This window comes from Amycolatopsis sp. ATCC 39116, from assembly GCF_000231075.2.
GTDB lineage: Bacteria > Actinomycetota > Actinomycetes > Mycobacteriales > Pseudonocardiaceae > Amycolatopsis_E > Amycolatopsis_E tucumanensis.
In genome coordinates this window covers 36,237-57,254 of sequence record NZ_AFWY03000026.1, presented here as the reverse complement: position 1 = coordinate 57,254, position 21,018 = coordinate 36,237, and the positions used below count along the sequence as shown (strand labels likewise).

General features: G+C 66.9%; 24 protein-coding genes and 2 tRNA genes. 15 read left to right on the top strand and 11 right to left on the bottom strand.

All coding sequences use genetic code 11. The features are described 5' to 3' along the window. The first annotated feature begins 201 nt into the window (after positions 1–201). Complete coding sequence (locus AMY39116_RS0324325; RefSeq protein ID WP_039791729.1) at positions 202–852, top strand: TetR/AcrR family transcriptional regulator; 651 nt, start codon at positions 202–204, stop codon at positions 850–852. A 33-nt stretch (positions 853–885) separates the two neighbouring features. Here AMY39116_RS0324325 and AMY39116_RS46275 read toward each other — a convergent pair whose 3' ends face one another. Then, positions 886–1,659 (bottom strand): terpene synthase family protein, encoded by a 774-nt coding sequence (locus tag AMY39116_RS46275; RefSeq protein WP_157358677.1) that lies wholly within the window; start codon positions 1,657–1,659, stop codon positions 886–888. Positions 1,660–2,196: 537 nt separating this feature from the next. Between AMY39116_RS46275 and AMY39116_RS0324315 the strand changes: the two genes are divergently transcribed. Continuing rightward, complete coding sequence (locus AMY39116_RS0324315; protein ID WP_020420231.1) at positions 2,197–3,342, top strand: glycosyltransferase; 1,146 nt, start codon at positions 2,197–2,199, stop codon at positions 3,340–3,342. A gap of 826 nt (positions 3,343–4,168) precedes the next feature. Further along, positions 4,169–5,128 carry a hypothetical protein gene (locus AMY39116_RS46270; RefSeq protein WP_157358676.1) on the top strand — a complete coding sequence of 320 codons (960 nt, stop codon included), beginning with the start codon at positions 4,169–4,171 and terminating at the stop codon, positions 5,126–5,128. 79 nt (positions 5,129–5,207) lie between these two features. Here the strand turns inward: AMY39116_RS46270 and AMY39116_RS46265 are convergent, their stop codons facing one another. Next, positions 5,208–5,576 carry a hypothetical protein gene (locus tag AMY39116_RS46265; RefSeq protein ID WP_157358675.1) on the bottom strand — a complete coding sequence of 123 codons (369 nt, stop codon included), beginning with the start codon at positions 5,574–5,576 and terminating at the stop codon, positions 5,208–5,210. A 373-nt stretch (positions 5,577–5,949) separates the two neighbouring features. Further along, positions 5,950–6,207, bottom strand: a complete 258-nt coding sequence (locus AMY39116_RS0324310; RefSeq protein ID WP_020420230.1) for a helix-turn-helix domain-containing protein — start codon at positions 6,205–6,207, stop codon at positions 5,950–5,952. Positions 6,208–6,451: 244 nt separating this feature from the next. On the opposite strand from AMY39116_RS0324310, the gene AMY39116_RS43525 reads away from it, so the two are divergent. The 3 genes from AMY39116_RS43525 to AMY39116_RS0324295 all read left to right on the top strand — a co-directional run bounded on the left by AMY39116_RS43525 (position 6,452) and on the right by AMY39116_RS0324295 (position 8,094). Then, on the top strand, positions 6,452–6,757 hold the full coding sequence (locus tag AMY39116_RS43525) for a winged helix-turn-helix domain-containing protein (protein WP_020420229.1): 306 nt from the start codon (positions 6,452–6,454) through the stop codon (positions 6,755–6,757). Between the two features lie 76 nt (positions 6,758–6,833). After that, on the top strand, positions 6,834–7,463 hold the full coding sequence (locus AMY39116_RS0324300; RefSeq protein ID WP_020420228.1) for a hypothetical protein: 630 nt from the start codon (positions 6,834–6,836) through the stop codon (positions 7,461–7,463). 52 nt (positions 7,464–7,515) lie between these two features. Continuing rightward, positions 7,516–8,094 (top strand): HD domain-containing protein, encoded by a 579-nt coding sequence (locus tag AMY39116_RS0324295; RefSeq protein WP_020420227.1) that lies wholly within the window; start codon positions 7,516–7,518, stop codon positions 8,092–8,094. Here the strand turns inward: AMY39116_RS0324295 and AMY39116_RS0324290 are convergent. Both AMY39116_RS0324290 and AMY39116_RS0324285 read right to left on the bottom strand, forming a co-directional pair. Beyond that, a complete protein-coding gene (locus tag AMY39116_RS0324290) occupies positions 8,063–8,533 on the bottom strand; it encodes an NUDIX domain-containing protein (protein WP_020420226.1) in 471 nt (156 codons plus the stop codon). The genes AMY39116_RS0324295 and AMY39116_RS0324290 overlap by 32 nt on opposite strands. 5 nt (positions 8,534–8,538) lie before the next feature. Continuing rightward, positions 8,539–9,288, bottom strand: coding sequence for a helix-turn-helix domain-containing protein (locus AMY39116_RS0324285; protein WP_020420225.1), 750 nt, complete (start codon positions 9,286–9,288; stop codon positions 8,539–8,541). Between the two features lie 164 nt (positions 9,289–9,452). Here AMY39116_RS0324285 and AMY39116_RS0324280 point away from each other — a divergent pair, with 164 nt between their 5' ends. The 4 genes from AMY39116_RS0324280 to AMY39116_RS0324265 all read left to right on the top strand — a co-directional run bounded on the left by AMY39116_RS0324280 (position 9,453) and on the right by AMY39116_RS0324265 (position 11,793). After that, positions 9,453–9,788 (top strand): hypothetical protein, encoded by a 336-nt coding sequence (locus AMY39116_RS0324280; RefSeq protein ID WP_020420224.1) that lies wholly within the window; start codon positions 9,453–9,455, stop codon positions 9,786–9,788. Positions 9,789–10,003: 215 nt separating this feature from the next. Next, positions 10,004–10,684 (top strand): hypothetical protein, encoded by a 681-nt coding sequence (locus tag AMY39116_RS0324275; protein WP_020420223.1) that lies wholly within the window; start codon positions 10,004–10,006, stop codon positions 10,682–10,684. 10 nt (positions 10,685–10,694) lie between these two features. Next, positions 10,695–11,501, top strand: coding sequence for an FtsK/SpoIIIE domain-containing protein (locus tag AMY39116_RS0324270; RefSeq protein WP_027936193.1), 807 nt, complete (start codon positions 10,695–10,697; stop codon positions 11,499–11,501). 40 nt (positions 11,502–11,541) lie between these two features. Beyond that, positions 11,542–11,793, top strand: a complete 252-nt coding sequence (locus AMY39116_RS0324265; protein ID WP_235716211.1) for a hypothetical protein — start codon at positions 11,542–11,544, stop codon at positions 11,791–11,793. 86 nt (positions 11,794–11,879) lie between these two features. Here AMY39116_RS0324265 and AMY39116_RS0324260 read toward each other — a convergent pair whose 3' ends face one another. Further along, the gene (locus AMY39116_RS0324260; RefSeq protein WP_020420220.1) at positions 11,880–12,497 is read right to left on the bottom strand and encodes a DUF6000 family protein; all 618 of its coding nucleotides are present in this window, start codon (positions 12,495–12,497) and stop codon (positions 11,880–11,882) included. 56 nt (positions 12,498–12,553) lie between these two features. Between AMY39116_RS0324260 and AMY39116_RS0324255 the strand changes: the two genes are divergently transcribed. From AMY39116_RS0324255 to xerC, 3 genes are read left to right on the top strand one after another with little or no spacing between them, the layout of a single operon-like run. Next, positions 12,554–14,002, top strand: coding sequence for a replication initiator (locus tag AMY39116_RS0324255; protein ID WP_020420219.1), 1,449 nt, complete (start codon positions 12,554–12,556; stop codon positions 14,000–14,002). 17 nt (positions 14,003–14,019) lie between these two features. Next, positions 14,020–14,196 carry an AlpA family transcriptional regulator gene (locus AMY39116_RS0324250; RefSeq protein WP_020420218.1) on the top strand — a complete coding sequence of 59 codons (177 nt, stop codon included), beginning with the start codon at positions 14,020–14,022 and terminating at the stop codon, positions 14,194–14,196. Between the two features lie 15 nt (positions 14,197–14,211). Next, positions 14,212–15,432, top strand: coding sequence for a tyrosine recombinase XerC (gene xerC / locus AMY39116_RS43520; RefSeq protein WP_084506150.1), 1,221 nt, complete (start codon positions 14,212–14,214; stop codon positions 15,430–15,432). A 15-nt stretch (positions 15,433–15,447) separates the two neighbouring features. On the opposite strand, the gene AMY39116_RS0324240 is transcribed toward xerC, so the two are convergent. After that, a tRNA-Lys gene (locus AMY39116_RS0324240) sits at positions 15,448–15,520 on the bottom strand. Between the two features lie 173 nt (positions 15,521–15,693). Here AMY39116_RS0324240 and AMY39116_RS0324235 point away from each other — a divergent pair. Next, complete coding sequence (locus AMY39116_RS0324235; protein ID WP_020420216.1) at positions 15,694–16,884, top strand: Ig-like domain-containing protein; 1,191 nt, start codon at positions 15,694–15,696, stop codon at positions 16,882–16,884. Positions 16,885–17,141: 257 nt separating this feature from the next. On the opposite strand, the gene AMY39116_RS0324230 is transcribed toward AMY39116_RS0324235, so the two are convergent. From AMY39116_RS0324230 to AMY39116_RS0324215, 4 genes are all read right to left on the bottom strand, one after another. Then, positions 17,142–17,217, bottom strand: a tRNA-His gene (locus AMY39116_RS0324230). A gap of 72 nt (positions 17,218–17,289) precedes the next feature. Further along, positions 17,290–17,898: an oligoribonuclease gene (gene orn, locus AMY39116_RS0324225; RefSeq protein ID WP_084506149.1), complete on the bottom strand. Its 609-nt coding sequence runs from the start codon at positions 17,896–17,898 to the stop codon at positions 17,290–17,292. 83 nt (positions 17,899–17,981) lie between these two features. Further along, complete coding sequence (locus tag AMY39116_RS0324220) at positions 17,982–18,902, bottom strand: S1C family serine protease (protein WP_369794336.1); 921 nt, start codon at positions 18,900–18,902, stop codon at positions 17,982–17,984. An 81-nt stretch (positions 18,903–18,983) separates the two neighbouring features. Then, positions 18,984–19,763, bottom strand: coding sequence for an rRNA adenine dimethyltransferase family protein (locus tag AMY39116_RS0324215; RefSeq protein WP_235716210.1), 780 nt, complete (start codon positions 19,761–19,763; stop codon positions 18,984–18,986). Between the two features lie 247 nt (positions 19,764–20,010). Here AMY39116_RS0324215 and AMY39116_RS0324210 point away from each other — a divergent pair, with 247 nt between their 5' ends. Next, positions 20,011–20,955: a DNA-3-methyladenine glycosylase gene (locus AMY39116_RS0324210; protein WP_020420212.1), complete on the top strand. Its 945-nt coding sequence runs from the start codon at positions 20,011–20,013 to the stop codon at positions 20,953–20,955. Positions 20,956–21,018 lie beyond the last annotated feature (63 nt).

The window sequence follows — 21,018 nt, the reverse complement described above, 5'->3', positions numbered from 1 at the left end:
TTTAGGTGGGACCGAGGGATCTTAGACCCGCTCCGGGTGGCCGCATAAGGTTGTCGCTGAGCCAAAATTCGCTGCGCGGATGGGCTACGGCAAGAACCTCGCAACGCACGGTTAACGCCGGTATGACGCAGCGCGATCGGTCCTGGTCAGCGGCGTTATCACCCGGACGGGTACCGAGCCGCGTTGGCTTATAGTCACGAGGTGGTGAGACCCAAGGTTCCGTTGATCTCGAAGCGAAGGGCGCTGGAGGCCGCGCTCGAGATCGTCGACGACGGCGGGCTCGAAGCGCTGAGCATCCGGCGCCTCGCGGCCGCGCTGGGAGTCAACGGCGCCTCGCTGTACCACCACTTCAAGAGCAAGGAGGACATCCTCCTCGGCGTCGCGGAGCTGGTCCTCGAGGAGGTGCGCGACACCGGGGAACCCGACGCGTCGTGGCGGGAGTGGCTGCCGGACAACGCTCGCACCCTGCGCCGCGTGCTGCTCGCCCATCCCGCGCTGCTGCCGGTCATCGTCGCGTCGCGGTCGCACGGGTTCGGCGCGCACCTGCTCGACACCTCCGCCGCCCGGCTCATGCGCGAGGGTGTGCCCAGCGCGGTGGTGATGCCACTGCTCGACGCGCTCGCGGCGTTCGCCGTCAGCAGCGCTCTGCACGAGACCCGCGCCGGCGGGCCGGGCCCGAGCGCCGGGGAGTACCCGGCGCTGGCGAAAGCCGAGGCCGATCGGGGTTTGAGCGCGGACCAGATATACGACCTCGTCGTCACGAGCATCCTGCAGGCCATCGACACCGCGGTCGAGCAGCAGCGCGCCCGGTGGATGAGCTCGATCCCGGTTCCCGTCGACGAACCGCGGTAGCGCGGCGGTCCTTCGTGGACGCGTGCCGGCACGTCAGGCGCTCGGCGTCGTCGCGTAGCGGGCGGTTCCGGCCATCCAGTGCATCAGCCCGGAGGCCAGTGCCCGCACGCCGTCCGCGTACCGGGCCGCCGGATCCGGCAGGGCGGCCGCCGCGTCGCACAGGAAGTCCAGGGTGAGCAGTTCGGCGTTGACCAGCTCGACGATCTTGGTCAGTGCCTCGTCCTCGGTCAGGCCCTCGTGCGTCGTCAGCACCACCGCGAGGTTGGCGCCGGTGCCGTGCGCGGCTTCCCGCTGGTACGAGAACAGGTCGTTGGCCCACGTGCTCGCGTTGCTCAGCCGCAGCGCCAGGTCGGTGATCTCCGGGCGGCACGACAGGTCCTCCGGTAGCCAGGCTTCGTTCGCCAGTTCGACGAGCGCCGCGGCGTAGAACATCCCGCCGTTGTAGTGGCGCGAGGTCACGTACCGCGCCGTCGTCGGCACCGCGCTCGCCGCCCGGAGCGCGCGTTCCTCCATGCTCGTTTCCAGGTAGGCCAGGTGGATCCGCGCGGCCCGGTCCAGCCAGTGTCCCGGTGCCACCGCACGGGTTTCGGTCCACAGCGAGTCGAGGAGCGACGCCAGCGGCTCGGCCGCCACCGCGGCCGGGTCGGCCTTGTCGTTGAGGATGCCGGCGATGAGCCCGACGACGTGAGCGGCTTGGTCGTCCTGGTCGGGGCCCCAGATCTCGTCGAGGAAGTCGTCCAGGCAGGACATGTGGGTCAGCAGCCGCCCGGCCAGCCACAGTCCGGGGTAGCCGGCGTCGGGCCACATCCGCGCATGTTCTTCGGCGCCTTGGTGGCGGAGGAACTGTCTGGTGAGGCGGTCCGCGTCCGGGTAACGGGAAAACACGCCCTGTTCGACGAACCACCGCTCGGTGTCGACGACGAGCCGGTCGAAATGGGGATTCCGGCGGGCGGGAAACGGGCATCTGATCACGACGCCCGAATCCGGTGCCTGCTCCCCGGGCCAGTGCACCGCAGGAGTCCATTGGGTAGCCATCACAGTGAGAATCCCGTCCGTCCCCGGGCATCCACCGGGATGCCGGTGTTCGATGGAAGTGGCCGAAATGGCCTACAGGGCGGTGTGAGCGTTTCCGTCGGCGCCGAATCCGATCTTCCGACCATAGCGGCAGCCGGTTAGTCGATCAACCTCCTGTTCATGTCGTCCACTTAGGACTGGACGGCGCAATTCCGGCGGACGCAGGTACGTCTTCGGCCGGTGGGAGCAACCGGCGGGCCTCCCCGGAACCCGGTGCGCGTCACTGGTACAAAGGCACGGCGTTTTCCGCGCGGAGATCGGGGGTTCTGGATGCGCGTGCTGATGACGTGCCAGCCGTTCTACTCGCACCTCGTGCCGGTGCTGGTGCCTGCGGCGAAGGCGTTGCAACGCGCCGGGCACGAGGTGGCTGTCGCCACGGCGCCGGCCATGGCGCCCCACCTCGCCCGCGCCGGGATCGAGCACCTGCCGCTGCCGAACGTGCTGACCCTGACCGAACTGGTGGCCGATCCCGCCGCGGTGCCGGAAGGTGACGTGCGGGGCGCGTCCAGCACGCTCACGATCGCCTTCGCCGGTTCGCTGGCGGGCACCTTCGCGCGGGACGTCCTGGCGGTGGCCGCGTCGTGGAAGCCCGACGTGCTGGTGCGGGAGTGCAAGGAGTTCGGCGGCTACCTCGCCGCCGAGAAGTTGGGGCTGCCGCAGGCGGTCCTGGACACTTCTCCTTTCTCGGCGCTGAACCTGCCGCTGGTCCGGGACGCGCTGAACGGTCAGCGGGCCGAGTTCGGACTGGACACCGTCGACGAGCCGGGACACCCGGAGGGCTTCCTGCTCGCCGGGGTGGTGCCGGCCGCGTGGTACCCGGAGGAGCTGCGGGTGTCCTCGGCGCGCTACTACCGGCCGGATCCGCCCGCGGGCCCGCTCGACGCGTCGTTGTTGGATCTGCCCGACGACCGGCCACTGGTCGTCGCGGGGCTGGGCAGTGTGGCGCGGACCTTCGTGCGGGAGACGCCCGCGGTGCTGGAGACGATGGTCGCCGCGTTGGGTGATTTGCCGTGCACCGCGGTGGTCGCGCTGGGCGCCGAGCCCGGCGAGTGGACCGGTCCGAGGCCCGGCAACGTGCGGCTGATGTCGTTCGTGCCGCAACCGCTGCTGCTGGAGTCCGCGGATCTGATCGTTACGCACGGCGGTTTCGGCAGTGTCGCCGAGGCGATCCGCACCGGGACCCCGATGGTGCTCCTACCGATGTTCTCGGACCAGTCCCACAACGCGGAGCGCTCGGCGGCACTGGGCCTTGGCATCCGGCTCGACGTCGGTTCCCTCACCCCGGAGTCCTTGACCGAGAGTTGCGCGCAGGTTTTGAGAGCCCCGTACCCCCACCGCGCCGCGGCGATGTCCAGGCAGTCCCGCGCCTGCGCCGGCTTCGACCAACTAGCCGAGGACGTGGCGGCACTGGGGTGACTGTGCGCCATCGGCGGCACGGGGAGTGCACCGGTGCGGGCCTCGCCGTGCTCGTCGACACGCACGCGCTCCCGACGCGGGAAGCCGGCGATCTCCTCGGGCACTTGTGCGTGTCCCAACCACAGACGAGGTGAGGCCAAAAGGAACAGTAGAAACACAGGAAGATCAACAAAGAAAACCCCAGGCCCTAGGACCTGGGGTGACTGTGCGCCATCAGGGACTCGAACCCCGAACCCGCTGATCTTGGATCGACTGATCCCGGTGGTCCTGGTTACCCCTGGTTGATGCCGCTGACCTGGCACTTCTCTGAATGCGGCCTCTGGTCCGAGTCGACCAGGTCCGGTCGTCCACGAGCCATTAGCGGCAGTTAACGGGCACCTGAGCGGGCCACGCCCGCCAACCTGACGCCCGGGGCACCGACCACACGGCACCTTTCCCGCGATCCACAGCCGCCCACAGCCGGAACGGGTGCTGTCAACCCTGTAACCGATCACGCCCGACCAGCGACGTACGTCCCGTGACTGTGCGTGCACAAGCCGACCACCGCGGGCGTGATCGGCGCGAAGCGGGGTTGACAGCGCCCGGCCCGGCTTTGACCATGCGGCGATCGCGGGGAAGGTGCATCTTCCGCCAGCCGCCGACGCTGGGTACTTCCGACGTCCTCTGCGCCCCCGAGGCGTGCGCGCGCCGGCCGACGGCGTTCAGCGCGGCCGTGCAGAGCGGAGCGGCCCAGCTCGGCCGCGCGCCAGTTCGGCCCGCGCGCCCGCCCGGTAGGGCGGCTTGAAGACGTATAGAAAGTTCTCACCCGGAAAGGACCGACCCGAAGTTGAGCCGTCAAGACGAAGCGCTGCGCTTGGCAGAGGAGCTTCTCGCCGATGTTGAATTGTCGCGTGTGCCTGTCTCGAAGAGTGTTCTCAAGGCGATGCGACTGGCCCGATTGGTACGAGACTACGAGGCCCAGGAGTGGCTCAACTTCGAGATAAGCGGCGTGCCTTCCACTGATAAAGGGACAGAGTGGATGACGCGGGCCGGTCGTTGGTCCGACAGGTCTGAGGGAAAAGGGTATTGGCTGAGCCTTCTCGCCCTTGAGTCGCATAAGGAAAGCACCGAACTTGCGATTTCTGCCATGAGTAATGGAAACTTGTCGGGCGACATGGTCGTGATTGCAAGCCGGGAAAGAATGAAAAATATCACCCAGAGTGCCAACACTGCTGCAATGATTGGTCGAGTTCTAGCGCAAGTTGAATCGCACGTATATGATTTTGCTAGTCGAACCTACTATGAGTTGATGTTCAGTGAACTACAGGCATCGCTCTTCGAGGACGCGAGGACGGCGATTGACGGTCGGTTGAGTCCTTTGGCTGGGGAGGCCTTGAAAAAAATTGACAGTATCGCTGAGCGTCTACGTGACGGCGAAAGTGAAGCTGTCAGTCAGGCGATGTTGACGTGTCGGCGGCTGATCGACGGCGTAGCTGATGCGGTGCTTCCTCCCAGTGATCAACCGTTCAAGATCGGCGATCAGGAACTTGCCGTGAAGCAGGGTAATGTTCTGAATCGAATCAATGCGTATGTGTACGCGCGAGGTGTAGTTGGCGGTAGGGCTGCGAGGATTCGGCGAGCTATTGGCGATATTTACGCCCGCGTGTCGACTGGCGTTCATAAAGACGTCGACGAACACGAGGCTCGATATTTGTTCCTTTCGGTGTATGTTCTACTTGGTGAAATTTTGACCCTTCCGCAGCAGCTTGTCGAAAGTGAGGCGGGAACTACTCTTGGGCAGGATTGATTTGAGGATTTCGCTTGTAAGGTCACAGAATCAGAACGAGTAACGAGTGAACCGACGAGCGGTGGGTAGTGACGGGACGCTAGCCCCCTTGGGGGTCGATGAGTTTCATGCCGGGCCGAACAGTGAACGCGTAGCGGGCACGTAGCTCGGCTGCACCGCCGCTCAACGCGATCAACAGCCTTCCTTTCGTATGAAGGAAACACAGTTGCGAGTAGACCCGTTCCACCAGGTCGCCGAACCGTCGCAGGTTCACCCATGTTGCGGTGTGTACGCTACGCCGACTCAAGTCGCCCGACCAGCGGTCGGAAGGTATTCGAACGAGATCGTCGGTGCTGTCGTCGTCATCTAGGAAGAAATGGTGTATCAAATCGATATTTTTCTTGTTGCGCGGAATGTTGACGAGTGAATAGTCGTGGGCGAAGCTACAACGCAAGGCGTACAGTGCCATCCTGTTCTCGCTGCTGATTCCCGGAGCGAAGTAGGCGAGCGCAGTGACGAAGTCTGGGCCCGATGTGAGTTGGGCAACGCCAGCTGGTCGGTAACAGCTACCGACCTGGTCGAGGACCACCATGTAGCCTAGGGCGCCTAGCCAGGAACCTGCTTTTTTCGTCTGTCTGGCAAGCACCTTTCCGGAAGATAATGAACGCCCTGACGCCTGCCGGGCATCGCGTAATGCTGCCATCAAGGAGGAGACCCAATGTGGCCCGCTACGCCTGCGGCGGTATCTAAGGACGGCATCGATCGTCGTTAGGTCTGTCCATCCGGGATCTGTCATGCCTTTTATTCGCGGCAAGCATCGGGGCGTTACAAGGCGAGTTGAGTCAGCTCCGCGGGAAATTGCTCCAAGTCGGACCTAAGCGCCTGAGGAACTCTGCTAGCGACAAGCCGAGCACGTCCGCGACATGGTGCAACTCGACGATGTCGAGGCGCCTCTGGCCAGATTCGTAGCGACTGACGAAGGACTGTGGCACCCCGAGTGCCGCGGCTACCTGGACCTGAGTCAACCCTGCCTCGCGCCGGAGCTGGCGTAACAGGTCGCAGACCTGCTGGTACTCGGCCGAGTAGATCGACTTCTCCACGCAACCAGGTCACCCCAGCGCTTGCGAATATCTAAAATTCGCATATTCTGGCGGTGCGCCCTGGTGCGGCGGACCTCCGCTCCGCGAGTCGCACCGCGCCTCAACGTCCCGTGGGGGATGCGGCCGCACCGTGGCTCGCGTTCGGCTCCTGACTTGCTCGGCGACTGTTCGTGCCGACGTGATCGAGCTGGACCGACGGTTGGCGGCAGTTGATGTCCGACTGCAACCAAGCGGAGGTTCTTCAATGGCGTTCTCGTTCGCTCCCGACCCGGCCGGCTACCTGTACGACCAGGTGGCCGACCACATTGAGGCGCGGATTCGCGACGGTGAGCTACAGCCCGATCGGCCCCTACCGGCAGAGCGCCGGCTCGCGGAGGAGTACGGCGTCGCGGTCGGGACTACTCGTCACGCAATCCGGCTCTTGCAGCTCCGGGGCCTCGTCCGTGTGATCCCCAGTAAGGGCACCTTCGTTAATCCTCCGGAGGCTCGCCCCGTGCCAGGCACGGAGCCGCGGAAGCACCGCAAGCCGGCCTGGCCGACCGCCGAGTGAACAACACCCCGACACGCCAAAACCCCGGCCGCTTGAATCAGAGGCGAGCCGGGGTCTTCGTACATCATGGTACACGATGACCGACCTGAGTCACCTCGAAGCCTGGTTCTCCCATGATCGTCTCACGCCCTACCGGGCTTCGGTCAGCGACGACCGCAGCGCGGTAGCCCTTTACGAGTGGAACGCGGAGGTCTCGTCCGCTTTCTGGCGCACCCTCGCGCACGTCGAAGTTCTGGTCCGCAACGCGTTGCACCGGGAACTCACCGCCTGGTCGCGGCAGCGGCACCGGACCGACCGATGGTATGCGGTGATCGACCCGATCATCAGCGAGCAGACCCGCCGCGACATCCGCGAAGCCATCCGGCGCGGCACACGCAACGGCCGTCCTGAAACACCAGGTCGGGTCGTCGCCGAGCTGAACCTCGGGTTCTGGCGCTTCCTGCTCGCCCGACGCTATGACGGCACGCTCTGGCGCTACTGCATGTACCGCGCCTTCCCCGGCAAACGTCGCGCGGATGTGGAGCGGGCAGTGGCGGAGCTTCACGTACTGCGCAACCGCATCGGTCACCACGAGCCCATCCACAACCGGCCCCTGGAAGACCTGCTTGCGCTGGCGCTTGAGGTGGCAGGGTGGATCGACCCGGATGCCCGGTCCTGGATCGCGTCCGGTGACTCGACACCTGGCCTCCTTGGCCAGCGTCCCTGAACGGGATCATTGGCCTCGTGCGTCTGCTGAATCTTGACGTTACGGTGGGCGGATGTCGCTGATCTCGTGGGCATACGACCTCTCCGAGGCGAAGCTGCGTGACGCGCTGCCTCGACGATGGGCCCACGTCCAGGGCGTAGCCCGGCAGGCGCGCACCCTTGCGCCGATCGCCGGATCGGACGCTGAACTGCTGGAAGCCGCGGCCATCCTGCACGACATCGGGTATGCCCCCGACCTGGTCGACACCGGCTTTCACCCCATCGACGGCGCTACCTACCTCGCCAAGGTCGATGCCCCCGAACGGCTCGTGCACCTGGTCGCGCACCACTCCTACGCCGTCTATGAAGCCGAACTGCGGGGGCTGACCGACGAGCTGGCCGACTTCCACGACGAACGCGGCTCGATCCGCGACGCGCTCTGGTACTGCGACCTGACCACCTCGCCGGACGGCGAGACCATCGACGCCGAAGATCGCATTGCGGAGATCAAGCGGCGCTACGGCCCTGACCATCTCGTGACTCGGTTCATCACCGGTGCCACTCCTGAGCTGCTGGCAGCCGTCGAGCGCACGAAGGGCCGTCTGTCCGCCGTCTCGGCGGTTAACCCAAATGGACGTCCTGCGGGTTCTTGATCGCGTGATCGATGCGCAGCCGCATCGAGGGGTGGATGTCCAGCTCCTCCAGGCGCTCCGGCGCGACCCAGTGCACCTGTCGTGACTCCGAGCTGGGCCGCAACGTGCCTGCCAGTGGGCGGGCGTGGAAGCAGATCGAGAACTCCTGACGGACCTCGCCGTCGTCGTAGGCGATCACGTGCTTCGGGTCGGAGTAGATGCCGCTGATCCCGGTCACCTCGACCGTCAGCCCGGTCTCTTCCTCGACCTCGCGCCGTACGGCGTCCACCACCGACTCGCCGAGGTCCTGGGCCCCGCCGGGGAGTGCCCACAGGCCGTTGTCGGTGCGCTCGATCATCAGGATTTCGCCGGCCTCGTTGCGCACCACAGCGGCGACCGCGGGCACGATGCTGTTGGCGGCCGGGGCGTCGGGGTCGTCGTAGTAGTCCTTCTTCGGCACGAGCCTCAGTCCTCCCACTTGTGCGGTTGAGCGTGCTCCCACACGGCGGTGAAGCTGTCCGCGTAGGTGGTGAACAGGTCACCCGCCGACAACCGCCGCAGGTGCAGCGCGGGAGCGTGGGCGGCCATCTTGCCGTAGACGTGCGGGTTGACGATCATCTCGTCGTCGAACCGGAAGATGCTGTTGTACAGCACCGTTCCGTGGGTTCGGATCTCGATTCCGGGTACGCCGTCGAGCTTGCGGAAGTAGGCCAGGGCGTGGTCGATCTTGGCCGAGATCGTGTGCGGTCCGATGCCCTCGTCGGCGCTGCGCTGGATCACCGCCGGGGCGTCCCGGTCGCCGAACAGCAGCCGGATCCGCGCGCCCGCCTCGGCCTTGCCGCGCAGCAGTTCCAGCAGGCCCGGCTTCTCGGTCATGAACATGCCGACGTAGACCAGCATGTCCACGTACGTCGTGGCCTGTGCCAGGAGCTTGTCCCAGAGGTCGGCCGGCACCGAGTTGCGGTGGGCGTAGACCTTCACGATCTCGGAGTTACTGACCTCACTCGCCTTGGCCTCGGACAGCGCGCCCGGCCATAGGTAGCTCTCCCTCTCCTGCAAGATTGCGGCGATCTTGTGCCGCGACTTCGCGTAGGGCGTACGGCCCTTGGTGATCCAGCGCTCGACCGTCTTCGGGTCCACTGCGATACGCTCGGCGAGCTCGTCCGGTGTGAGGCCCCGTGTCAGCAGGGCGTCACGCAGACGCTCGTTGGTCATCGACCCTCCCCCAAGTACGCCTAGGGACGTCTTCACGCTACCAGAGACGTCCCTAGATGTCCCTCTGTGTGGTGAAGCCGTCCCCGTCCTCGGCGGCATCGTCAGGGACGCACCGAAGAGCGCTATGGAGCGGTGCGGAACTGATCACCCTTGGAGGACAGGTTATGCGTCTGCTCATCGACACTTCGCAGGTGACGTTCACGGTGGGCCGGGAGGCTCAGCCGAAGACGGATCAGAACGGGATTCAGCGGGTCGAGCGCAGCACGAACGTTCCGATGTGGACTGTGCAGCTGGTTGCCATGGACGGCTCGGGCGCGGAGGTGATCAGTGTGACCGTCGCGGCCCCGCAGGCCCCCAAGGTCACCACTGGCACCGTCGTGACGCCCGTTGAGCTGCAGGCGATTCCGTGGGCACAGAACGGCCGCAACGGCGTGGCTTTCCGTGCGATCGACATCAAGGCTGTCTCCGGTTCGAAGACGTCGGCGAGCTCCGCTTCCTGACCGTGACGAACGTCTGAAGTGCTCATCCGGCACAACAGCCGGGATCTGGCTGAGCGGAATGCCGCCGGCCGTTAGTCATTTCCCTCGAAGAGAAGCACGGGACCGGTCTGGTTCTTGGCGGTTCCTGTCCGGACCCGTGCCTCTTTCGTCTCCACCTTGGAGGAGTCGTGGCGAAGTCTATCCGCCGGGCGCGTGGAGCGCGCCGTGTCGATGTCATGGAGTTCTGGCACGCGCCGAAGCAGCACTGGTTCGTCGTGGGCCTGGGCGTGCTGCTGCGCTGGCGCGCAGAGATCTTTCTGACCGCCGTGTTCCTCGTGGGCATGGCGTGGCTGAATCACCAGGTCGGCGAGGGTTACGCCTGGCTGATCTTCAGCGGGACCGTGGTTGTCGTGGTGCTGGTGCCGCAGACCCGCTGGTTCGTGTTCTCCAGGTTCTGGTGCCTGGTCGACCGGCACCGGCTGCGGACCTGCCTGCGGCAGGCGCGTGCCCGCACGATGAACCTGGACGGCGCGCTGCCGTTCATGCTGTGGGCACGGCCTACGAAGACCGGGGAGCGGATCTGGTTGTGGAGCCGTGCGGGCTCCTCGGCCGGGGATCTGGAAGCGGTTCTCGAGTACATCGCGCCCGCCTGCTACGCCCGTGACGCGCGGGTGCACCGGGTGCGCAAGCTGTCCACCCTGTTCGCGGTCGAGGTCATCCGTCGTGACCCGCTGGACCGCTCGACGCCGATCGACTCGCCCCTGGCGAAGCTGGCGTCCCTCGTTCGCAAGTCCCGTAGTGAGGGGACGGAGCCCATCGCGGCTGCCACGGTCACGCCGCTGCCCGTGCAGGACAAGCCCGCGGCGAAGCCGGCCGCGGTGGTCCACGGCGAAGACCTCTCCGACTACATCGACTGAGAGGGCTGTCATGCGGAAGAACACAGTTCCGGTGGCTGGGCTGTCCATCTATGACCCCGTCCACCTTGGCATCTACGAAGACGGCTACGGCGTTGATATCGAGCTGATCTGGCGCAACATCCTGCTCGCCGGGGAACCCGGCGCGGGGAAGTCCGTGGGGCTCAACAACATCGTCGCGCACGGCGCGCTGTGCCCGGACCTGTCCTTGTGGCTCTTCGACGGCAAACAAGTCGAGCTGGGCCTGTGGCGCGAGGTGGCCGACCTGTTCGTCGGCCCCGACATCGAACGCGCTCTGACCGCGTTGGAGCGGCTGCAGGCGGAGATGGACCGCCGGTATGTCGAGCTGGACCGGGTGCGGCGGCGCAAGATCGACCGTCACGACCCGATCGACGTGATCATGGTCGTCATCGACGAACTGGCCCTGTTCTCGGCCACGATGGGCACCAAGGACCAGCAAGAGCAGTTCGTCCGTCTGCTGCGGGACCTCGTGGCACGGGGCCGGGCTGCCGGGATCATCGTCGTAGCCGCGACTCAGCGGCCTTCTGCCGACATCATCCCTACTTCGCTGCGGGACCTGTTCGGGTACCGCATGGCCTACCGCTGCACCACCGATTCCAGCTCCGACATCATCCTCGGTCGGGGCTGGGCCGCGCAGGGATTCGATGCCTCCAACATCGCGCCGGAGGAACGCGGCGTCGCCCTGCTGCTCGCCGAAGGCGGCATCCCACGCCGGATGAAGACCGCTTATTTGACCGACGCGCACATTCACTCGCTCGTCGAATACGCGCGCCAAATCCGCACCCGCAAGACCGCTTAATCCCCATTCGCAATTCGACTCGCAGGAGAGGACTGCCCTCATGCTGACCGCAACCAAACCCATGGCCCTCACCCCTGAGCAGCTGTGGGTCTTCGTCACCGGCGAGAACAACGCCGTCGACGTCGCCCGCCTCGCGCACGCGCCCGAGATCGGCGGCTTCATCGCTCTGCCGATTTCCGCATTCGACCCCTACGCGCTGCTGCCCGCCTACGCGCCGACTGGCGAACTCTTGGAGGGCTGGCGGTGGGCCACCACCCGCGACGTCGAGACCTACGCGCACCTGTTCGCCTAACCGGAGCATCCTTGACCGTCTCGACCATGACCCTCAGCCCCACCACCGAGACCGTGGTGGGGCTGGGAGCCGTTGCCGAGCCGGAGTCAGGAAGCCATCCATTCGTCGGCGAGGGCGCACAGTTCGCTGATGTCCCGGAGGAGGAGTGGCGGGGCTGCCAGTCTCGACTCCGGACGTGCCCAACGATGCCACAGCCCGCCCTCCTGGAGGAAACGGGCAGCGTAGTGGGTCCCGAGCTTCACATCTATGAATTGCAAGGCGCCCAGCGCCTCGGCCTGGTCATACGAGAGATCGGTCCGCGGAAGGTAGCGGTCGAGGTAGGCGACCAGCAGTTGGACATCCTTCTCAGTGCCGAAGCGCGCAAGTGCGAAGCAGTAGCCCTTGCCAGCAAGGCCCAGCTCACTGGCAAGCAACAGGTCGCCGAGTTGCTCGCGGAATCTGCTGCGGCGATCGAGCCCGATAAGCCAGGCGGCTGTCCTACGTGCGCGCCACTCGTAGTCGAGCAGGTTACGCAGCTCGTCATCGGTCACCAGTCGGGCGTCTTCAGCGAACGCCCGTCCGAAGCGGGAGCGATCTTCTGGTGCCATCCGCATGAGGTTTTGGTAGGACAGCTTTTTGTACCGACGGCCCGGCGTCACGTAGCGGTTGACCACCCTGCCCAGCTCGGGATCCTCAAGGTGGTTCCGCATGTAGCCCTCCCGCATGTGGTCATTGTGTCGTGGGCGAGCTTCCGGGGCGAAGTGTTTCGGGCGGTGTCCGTATGAGCGCTCGCGACCTGGCCCTTGATCTGCTTCGCCGCGCGACCAGGCCGGACTACCGCTGGTGGCTGGCGCACGTCATGCCTGCGGCTGCCTGCTCCCGGCCCGTTCGTCTTCGTGTGGAAGCGGACTGGGGCGGCGGTGAGGTCGAGCGGGTCACCGACGACATGCCGGACGGGCTGCTGTACGTCGCCTGCAAGAACCGCCGTGCTTCGGTCTGCCCGGCGTGTGCGGAGACCTACCGGGCCGATACCTACCAGCTCGTGAAAGCCGGTCTCGTCGGCGGGAAGGGCGTGCCGGAGACCGTCACCGAGCATCCGTGCTTCTTCGTCACGCTCACCGCGCCGGCCTTCGGGGCTGTGCACACGCGGGTGGTCAGCAACGGGCAGGTCAAGCCCTGTCGGCCCCGACGGTACGCGCCGCTCTGTCCGCACGGCCGCTCGACGGAGTGCCCGGTTCGGCACGGCGAGGATGACCCGTGCGTGGGGGAGCCGATCTGCCGGGACTGCTACGACTACGACGCCCAGGCCATCTGGAACTTCCACGCCGGGGAACTGTGGCGGCGCACCACGATCACGCTGAACCGGTACCTCAAGGCGGCCGCCAAGGACCGGGGCGTGCGGGTGCGGCTCTCGTACGCCAAGGTGGCCGAGTACCAGCGGCGCGGTGTCGTGCACTTCCACGCCCTGATCAGGCTCGATGGCCTCGACCCGAACGATCCGGATACCATCGTCGCGCCGGATCCGAGCATTACGCCGGAGCTGCTGAGCAGCCTCATCGACACCGCTGCGACCGTCACGCGCTTCACCACAGCACCCCACCCCCGGCGACGCACCGGCTGGACCATTAGCTGGGGCAAGCAGCGCGACATCCGCCCCGTCCACCTTCACGCGAGTGATCACGATGACCGTGGTTCGCTGACAACCACCGCGGTGGCCGCTTATCTCGCGAAGTACGCCACGAAGGCCACCGAGGAAGCCGGGCACGTCTCCCGGCGGCTCACGCAGCTCGACGCCAACATGCACGCGGAGCGCGACAACCACCAGTCCCGGCAGCTCGTCGCGTGCTGGCGGCTTGGGCAACGGCCCTTCTACTACACCAGCAAGCAGCAGCGCACCGACTGGGCCGAAGGTTGGGGCAAGCTCCAGAAGTGGGCGCACATGCTCGGCTTCGGCGGGCACTTCTCTACCAAGAGCCGCCGCTACTCCACGACGCTGACGGCGCTAAGGGCCGTTCGTAAGGCATTCCGGCGCGGCGAGTTCCCCGAAGCTGCAATGCCGGCCGACGCAGACCAGGACGGCGACGAGTCCGCGGTGACCCTGAATTGGATCTTCGATGGCGTCGGGTGGTTGACCATCGGCGACGCCGCGTTGGCAAACACCGCAGCCGCGAAGGCTCGGGAGCGGAAACGCATCGCATGCGAAGAGACGGAGGAAACCCTTGCCCTGTAAGTGAAAGGACACGAGACATGGAAAGGCTCTGGACGGTGGAAGACGTCGCCGAGTACCTCGGCGTCCCGGTCAACACGCTGTATGACTGGCGGACCCGTGGCTACGGCCCGAAGGGCAAGCGCGTCGGCAAGTACCTGCGCTACAAGGCTGCCGACGTCATCGCTTGGTTCGAATCGCTCGACGACGCTGCCTGAGGGGGAACAGACAGGATGGCGCGACCGCGGCTGCCGGTGGGGACGTACGGCAAGATCAGTGCCAAGAAGGACGGATCGAGCTTCATGGCCTCGTGCCAGTACCGGGACGTCGATGGACGTGTGCGGAAGGTGCGCTGCTGGGCAGCTACCAAAGCTGCTGCGGAGAACAAGCTCCGAGAACGGCTCCTTGATCGTCAGATCGGGTCAGGGCAGATCAAACCCGACACCAAAGCCGTGGTGGTGGGGGAGAAGTGGCTGGAGGAGTTCCGGGAGCAAGTCGATCTGGGCAATCGGAGCGGGACTTCACTTGACACCTACGAGCAGCGCTGGCGCACCCTCGTAAGGCCGCGGATCGAGGGCCTGTCGATCGCCGAACTCACTGTGGGGCGTGCCGACTCGATCGTTCAGGCGATCAACAAGGAGTACTCGGCCAGTACAGCGCGAACTGTCCGGGCGATCCTGTCCGGAGTGTGCGGGCTGGCCGTCCGGCACGAAGCACTCAAAGTGAACCCGGTTCGTGACGCGCGGCCGGTCGAAAATCGGAAGCGCAAGAAGCCGGCCAGGGCGCTCACGGCCGATGAAGTCCTGGACATCTTCGCGAAGGCGGACGCGGACGAGATCGCCCAACGGCAGGACCTGCCCGACATCATGCGGTTCTACGGCGGGACCGGGGAGCGGACCGGGGAAGGGATCGCCGTCCGCTGGGAGAACATCGACTTCGGCAAGAAGGTCGCTTGGGTCGAGGGCAACATGGTCCGCACGAAGGCGGACGGCGCCAAGATCAACGAGGGCAAGAGCGCCAACGCGCTTCGTGGCGTTCCGCTGGCCGACTGGCTCGTTGACATGCTGCTCGATCGTCGTGCCCGGGTGGCCGCCAGGCAGGGCATCAGGCCCGAAGAACTGACCGGCTGGGTCTTCCCAAACACGCTCGGCGGGCTCCGCGAGGCCAGCAACCTTCGACGTGACTGGCGGGCCTTCCGCAAGCGTCACGGCATCGGCGACTGGTTCACGCCTCGCACGTTCCGCCGGACGGTGGCGACACTGGTCACTGACGCGCTTCCGGCGCGGGAAGCGAGTGACCTTCTCGGCCACTCGCGTGTGTCGCAAACCACAGACACCTACGTCGGCCGCAACCTGCCGTCCCGGCGTCCGGCAGTAGTGCTCGGCGTGCTGGACGTCGCCAAAAACGGCAGTAAAACGGCACCAAGATCAGAAAGCAAAAACCCCAGGCCCTAGGACCTGGGGTGACTGTGCGCCATCAGGGACTCGAACCCCGAACCCGCTGATTAAGAGTCAGCTGCTCTGCCAGTTGAGCTAATGGCGCTTGCTCCGGCCGCCTGGTCTCCCTGGCGACGAAGAAAAGATTAGCACGCCTTCCAGGGTCCCTTCACGGAGGGTCCCCAATCACGTTTTGGCAGGTCTGGCCCCTGTGGGCGCGAAGATCGGGCAGACTGGGAGCAGGAGAACGAAGCGGGCGATCTTCACCTGATTGGGGGCATGATGCGGCGTTCGGTGGTGGCGGGCAGATGGGCTTGCCTGGTGCTGGCGGCTGGGCTGCTGGCCGGCTGCACGACGGAGCCGGGTGGTGGCGGGCAGGAGGCGCCTGCGTCGCAGTCGGCCGAAGCCGCCCGTCCGGCGTCGCTCGCGGTGTTGCCCTCGTCGGGGGCCGCTGACGTCGCGCCGGGCGAACCCGTTTCGGTGAAGGTGGCCGACGGCAAGTTGACCGAGGTCACGCTGCGCAACCCCGAGGGTGAGGCCGTGCCGGGCGCGCTGTCGGCGGATGGTTCGTCGTGGGAGTTCGCGGACGGGCTCGGGTACGGCAAGCAGTACACGTTGACCGCCGTGGCAGTGGGCGCCGATGGCAAGCAGGTGACGTCGACCTCGACGTTCACCACTGTCGCGAAGCCGCGGAAGACCATCTCCGTCTCGTTGAACATGCAGGACGGGGAGACGGTCGGGGTCGGGATGCCGTTGATCTTCACGTTCAACTCGAAGGTGGCGGACCGGGCGGCGGCGGAGCGGGCGGTGAAGGTGGTGACGGAGCCGGTCACCGAGGGCGCGTTCCGTTGGATGAGTGACAGCCAGCTGATCTGGCGGCCGAAGGACTACTGGGTGCCGGGCACGAAGATCTCGGTGGACGCCGCGATCTACGGGAAGTCGCTGGGTGGCGGGGCGTACGGGCTGGAGGACCGTGCGGCGAAGATCACGGTGGGCGACCGGGTGGAGGTGCTCGCCGACGGTGGTTCGCACCAGGCGAGGGTGTTGGTGAACGGCGCCGAGGTGCGGTCGATGCCGATCTCGATGGGCAAGCCGGGGAACACCACGCCGGTGGGGACGTACACGGTGATGAGCGAGCACGTGGGTTACACGATGGACTCGGGCACGTACGGCGTTCCCGCGGACACGCCTGGTGGTTACCGGACGTTCGTGCAGTACGCGGTGCGTTTGTCGAACAGCGGGATCTTCTACCACTCGGCGCCGTGGTCGGTGGGTTCGCAGGGGCGGCGGAACGTGAGCCACGGTTGCATCAACTTGTCGACCGACAACGCGAAGTGGCTGATGGACTTGTCGAAGAAGGGCGACCTGTTCACGGTCTCCAACAGCGGCGGCCAGCCCCTGGAGCCGACGGACGGCTGGTCGGTCTGGCAACTCCCCTGGTCAGCCTGGACAACCCCCACAACAAGCTGACAGCCACCCAACCCCACAAGCCACCCCACGGCAGGCGGGGCTGGGCGACCCCCACCCAAGGCGACCTAGCGAGACCAGCGGATCGGTCACCAAGCCCCACGAGGTCGCGCAGCGACCGAGTAGGGGCACGCTGGTCCCCGCCCTCGTGCCCAGCGCTCGCCAGGGTGAGGAGCTCGCACCGTGGGGGCTCGGCCCTCGGACGAAATGACGAACCCCACCCGGCGAGGCCGCGAAGCGACCGAGCAGGGTGGGGCCATTGGGGTGAGTGACGGGACTTGAACCCGCGACTTCCTGGACCACAACCAGGTGCTCTACCAGCTGAGCTACACCCACCACGTGGGGCGTCTTGCGATCGCCACCAGCCGGGATATCGTAGCGTGCCCGTCGCGGGGGCCTCGCGGGGGGTCAGTTGCTGTGTTTGCGCTGCACTTCGGCGGCCGCGGCGCGGGCGTCGTCGCTGCTGGGCCCTGGCATGGGCACGAACGCGGTGCGCCGGTAGTAGTCGAGTTCGCTGATGGATTCCTTGATGTCGGCGAGGGCCCGGTGGGCGAGGCCTTTCTCGGGCTTGGCGTAGTAGACGCGCGGGTACCAGCGGCGGACGAGTTCCTTGACCGAGGACACGTCGACCATGCGGTAGTGCAGGTGCGCGTCGAGGGCGGGCATGTCGCGGGCGATGAAGCCGCGGTCGGTGGCGATCGAGTTGCCTGCGAGCGGCGCGCTGTTGGGTTCGGGGACGTGGGCCCGGATGTAGTCGAGGACGCGTTGTTCGGCTTCCTCGAGGGTGGTGACGGAGCGGCGGACCTCGTCGGTGAGCCCGGATTTGGCGTGCATTTCGCGCACGACGTCGGGCATGCCGGCGAGGGTGTCGTCATCGGCATGGATGACGATGTCGAGGCCGTCGCCGAGGATGTTGAGGTCGGCGTCGGTCACCAGGGCGGCGATTTCGATCAGGGCGTCCTTCGCGAGGTCCAGCCCTGTCATTTCGCAGTCGATCCAGACAAGACGGTCGGTCACCGGGAAACCCTAACGCGGGCCGCGCGCGGGGACCGCCCGGCACAGCGGAACGGGCCGCCCCGACCGCGGCCCGTTCCGGTGTGTCAGTTGTTCTCGATCTGCTGGATGATCGTTTTGGCGTCGTTGATGGGGATGGCGAAGCCGATGCCGACCGATCCGGCGGAGGTCGACGAGGGGCTGTAGAGGGCGGAGTTGATGCCGATGACCTCGCCGTTCATGTCGACGAGCGGGCCGCCGGAGTTGCCCTGGTTGATGGACGCGTCGGTTTGGATGGCGGTGTAGCTGGGGCTGTCGCTGCTGGTGTCGGCGGTCTGCCCGAAGGGGGTGTCCGGTTCGCCGCTGGAGATGTCGGAGAGGTCGCGGTTGAGGGCGCTGACGATGCCCGAGGTGACGGTGTTCTGCAGGCCGCCGGGGGAGCCGATGGCGACGACTTCTTCGCCGACCTGCACCTTGCTGGAGTCGCCGAGGGTGGCGGCGGTGAGGCCGCTGGCGCCCTCGGCTTGCAGGACGGCGATGTCGGCCTTGGTGTCGGCGCCGACGACGCTGGCCTGGTACTTGGTGCCGTCGGACAGGGTGATGGTGACGTCGCCCACGGCGTCGGACACGACGTGCGCGTTGGTGAGGATCTTGCCGTCGGAGCTGAGGATGACCCCGGAGCCGATGGCCTCGCCCTGGCGGGTGGTGACGTTGACCTGCACGACGCTGGGCAGCACCTTCGCGGCGACGGCGCTGACGTCGGTGTTCGTGGTGCTGGACACCGTGGTGGCGGAGGCGGCCGAGCTGGTCGGCGATCCGCTGTCGAGGCCCACGATGGCGGCTCCGCTGGCGCCGCCGATGACCGCCGCGGCGAGGGTGCTGGCGGTGACGAGCGCGGCGACGCGCTTCTTCTTGGGCCGCGGGGGCGTGAGCACCGGCGCGGCCGCGACCGGCTGCTGGTAGTAGGGGTGGCTGTAGGTCGGCGGGACTCCGCCGGCCTGGCTCGCCCGGAACTCGTTCTCGTTCATGCCCATGAGGTTCGTCCCCGTTCTTGTGAGAATCCTGTGGAGCAACCCAGAAATCCCCTGAGAAGAATTTCCTGAGAGTTCTCAGTCGCGGATCCGTTTCGGCAGGGCGGGCCAGGCGCGGCCGGGGGACAGGTGGCGGGCGAGGCGCGCCCAGCGCTGCGGCGTGACGGTGCCCGCGGGCTCCGCCGGCTGGATTCCCACGTGGCGCAGGGCGCGCCGGTCGAACAGCAGCTGCGCCGGCGCGGTGGGGCGGCGGTAGGCGGTGGACAGGACCGTCCACAGTGCTCGTTCGGCCGATCGGGGGAAGTCGTTGCGGCGGATCGCCAGGTGCGCGGAGTCGACGCGGGGTGGCGGGGAGAAGTGCCGCGCGCCGACCCGGGACACCAGTTCGAGGTCGAAACGGGCGGCCCACCACGCTTGTTCGAGCCGGCTGGGCACGCTGGCGCAGACCCGTTTGGCGAAGCCCCATTCGACGAGCAGTGCCGCGCGGTGGAGCGTCGTGTGGCCGGTGAGGACGCGGCGGAGGATGGTGGTCGACAGCGCGTACGGGATGTTGGCCACGAGGTGGAACCGCCGTCGCGGCAAGGGAATGTCGCGGACGTCGGCGTGCACGACGCGAACGTTCGGCCGATCACCGAATCGGGTGGTCAAGCGGCGCACGAAGTGTTCATCTCGCTCGACGGCGAGAATGCGTGCGCCGGTGGCGGCGAGGTGGCGGGTGAGGGCGCCCTGGCCGGCGCCGATCTCCAGGACGAGATCGTCGCCGCCGATGGCGCAGGACTGGACGAGCTGTGCGGCGATCGCCGGTGTGGCAAGGAAATGCACGCCGGCGGACCGCCCGGCACGAGGTGCCGAGGGCATGGGTACTCCACGTCATGAGAGCGGGCAGGAGCTCATGACGCAGCGACTGGCGTTGTGGTGGCTGGAAAAGCCGAAGTGTGCGAGGCAGCCGCTGCGTTAGGCGCGCCGCAAGCGGGCGAACACCACGCAGGACTGCAACAAGGTACCCATGGCTCCACCGTAGCGGGGCCGGCAACTGCTTTTCCCGGAATTGTCGGTGGGTCCCGCTACCGTCGTCTCATCATCGTCCGACCGAAGGAGAGCAACGATGACGAGCAGTGTGACGGGCACCGTCGAGATCGCCGTGCCGGGGCCGTTCGACCTCACGGCGGCGGCCGGTTTCCTGGAGGGGTTCGCGCCCGCGTCGCGACCGGATGCGGCGGAGGAGCCGGGCACGCTCCGGTTCGCCTTCCCGTTGCCGGGCGGGTGGGTGCACACCGGGGTGCGGGTGCGGCAACGAGCGCCCGGATCGGTCGAAGTGTCAGTGGTGGCGGGGGAAGCCGATGTCGCCGAGGCCGCGCGGCACGTGGCGCGGATCCTGTCGCTCGACGTGGACGGCTCCGGTTTCGCCGCGGTCGGCGAGCGTGATCCGGTGGTGGGTGCGTTGCAGGCGCGGTATCCCGGGTTACGGCCGGTGTTGTTCACGTCGCCGTACGAGGCCGCCTGCTGGGCGATCATCGGGCAGCGGATCCGGTTCACGCAGGCGGCTCTGTTCAAGCAACGGATCGCCGAACTGCACGGCAGGCAGCTGGATGTGGATGGGCGTCCGTTGTGGTCGTTCCCGGCGCCGGCGGAGTTGCTGGAGATGCCCGCGCCGCCGTGGCTGCCGGAGATCAAAGTGGACCGTCTGCGCGTGGTCGCCGAGGCCGCGCTGACCGGCGTCCTCGACCCGGCTGCCCTGCGCGCCGCGGACCCCGCGGACGCCCTGGAGACGTTGCGGGCCCTGCCCGGCATCGGAGCGTTCTCGGCGCAGCTGATCCTGATCCGCGGTGCCGGGCACCCGGACGTCTTCCCCGCCGACGAGCGGTACCTGCTGGAGGAAATGCGCCACGCCTACACCCGCCCCGCCGCAACGCCTGCGGAACTAACGTCGATCGCCGACGCGTGGGCCCCGTACCGCAGCTGGGCGGCCCTGCTGTTCCGCGTGGCCCGCGACCGCCGCCCGAAACCCACAGCAGTGACGACGAAGGAGGCGCCGACGCAAGCCGCCTGAGCCCGGCCAGCTGCCCCGCGCCAGCCCTCACCCAGCCCCGCCCGACAGCGGGCGCCCGCTTCC

Excerpts from the sequence above, each read along its gene's own strand:
- AMY39116_RS46275 (WP_157358677.1), bottom strand. The coding sequence starts at position 1,659 with ATGTGGCCCGACGCCGGCTACCCCGGACTGTGGCTGGCCGGGCGGCTG.
- AMY39116_RS0324315 (WP_020420231.1), top strand. The coding sequence starts at position 2,197 with ATGCGCGTGCTGATGACGTGCCAGCCGTTCTACTCGCACCTCGTGCCG.
- AMY39116_RS46265 (WP_157358675.1), bottom strand. The coding sequence starts at position 5,576 with ATGGCACTGTACGCCTTGCGTTGTAGCTTCGCCCACGACTATTCACTC.
- AMY39116_RS43525 (WP_020420229.1), top strand. The coding sequence starts at position 6,452 with ATGGCGTTCTCGTTCGCTCCCGACCCGGCCGGCTACCTGTACGACCAG.
- AMY39116_RS0324300 (WP_020420228.1), top strand. The coding sequence starts at position 6,834 with ATGACCGACCTGAGTCACCTCGAAGCCTGGTTCTCCCATGATCGTCTC.
- AMY39116_RS0324295 (WP_020420227.1), top strand. The coding sequence starts at position 7,516 with ATGTCGCTGATCTCGTGGGCATACGACCTCTCCGAGGCGAAGCTGCGT.
- AMY39116_RS0324285 (WP_020420225.1), bottom strand. The coding sequence starts at position 9,288 with ATGACCAACGAGCGTCTGCGTGACGCCCTGCTGACACGGGGCCTCACA.
- AMY39116_RS0324280 (WP_020420224.1), top strand. The coding sequence starts at position 9,453 with ATGCGTCTGCTCATCGACACTTCGCAGGTGACGTTCACGGTGGGCCGG.
- AMY39116_RS0324275 (WP_020420223.1), top strand. The coding sequence starts at position 10,004 with ATGGAGTTCTGGCACGCGCCGAAGCAGCACTGGTTCGTCGTGGGCCTG.
- AMY39116_RS0324270 (WP_027936193.1), top strand. The coding sequence starts at position 10,695 with ATGCGGAAGAACACAGTTCCGGTGGCTGGGCTGTCCATCTATGACCCC.
- AMY39116_RS0324265 (WP_235716211.1), top strand. The coding sequence starts at position 11,542 with ATGCTGACCGCAACCAAACCCATGGCCCTCACCCCTGAGCAGCTGTGG.
- AMY39116_RS0324260 (WP_020420220.1), bottom strand. The coding sequence starts at position 12,497 with ATGCGGGAGGGCTACATGCGGAACCACCTTGAGGATCCCGAGCTGGGC.
- AMY39116_RS0324255 (WP_020420219.1), top strand. The coding sequence starts at position 12,554 with ATGAGCGCTCGCGACCTGGCCCTTGATCTGCTTCGCCGCGCGACCAGG.
- AMY39116_RS0324250 (WP_020420218.1), top strand. The coding sequence starts at position 14,020 with ATGGAAAGGCTCTGGACGGTGGAAGACGTCGCCGAGTACCTCGGCGTC.
- xerC (WP_084506150.1), top strand. The coding sequence starts at position 14,212 with ATGGCGCGACCGCGGCTGCCGGTGGGGACGTACGGCAAGATCAGTGCC.
- AMY39116_RS0324235 (WP_020420216.1), top strand. The coding sequence starts at position 15,694 with ATGATGCGGCGTTCGGTGGTGGCGGGCAGATGGGCTTGCCTGGTGCTG.
- AMY39116_RS0324220 (WP_369794336.1), bottom strand. The coding sequence starts at position 18,902 with ATGAACGAGAACGAGTTCCGGGCGAGCCAGGCCGGCGGAGTCCCGCCG.
- AMY39116_RS0324215 (WP_235716210.1), bottom strand. The coding sequence starts at position 19,763 with ATGCCCTCGGCACCTCGTGCCGGGCGGTCCGCCGGCGTGCATTTCCTT.
- AMY39116_RS0324210 (WP_020420212.1), top strand. The coding sequence starts at position 20,011 with ATGACGAGCAGTGTGACGGGCACCGTCGAGATCGCCGTGCCGGGGCCG.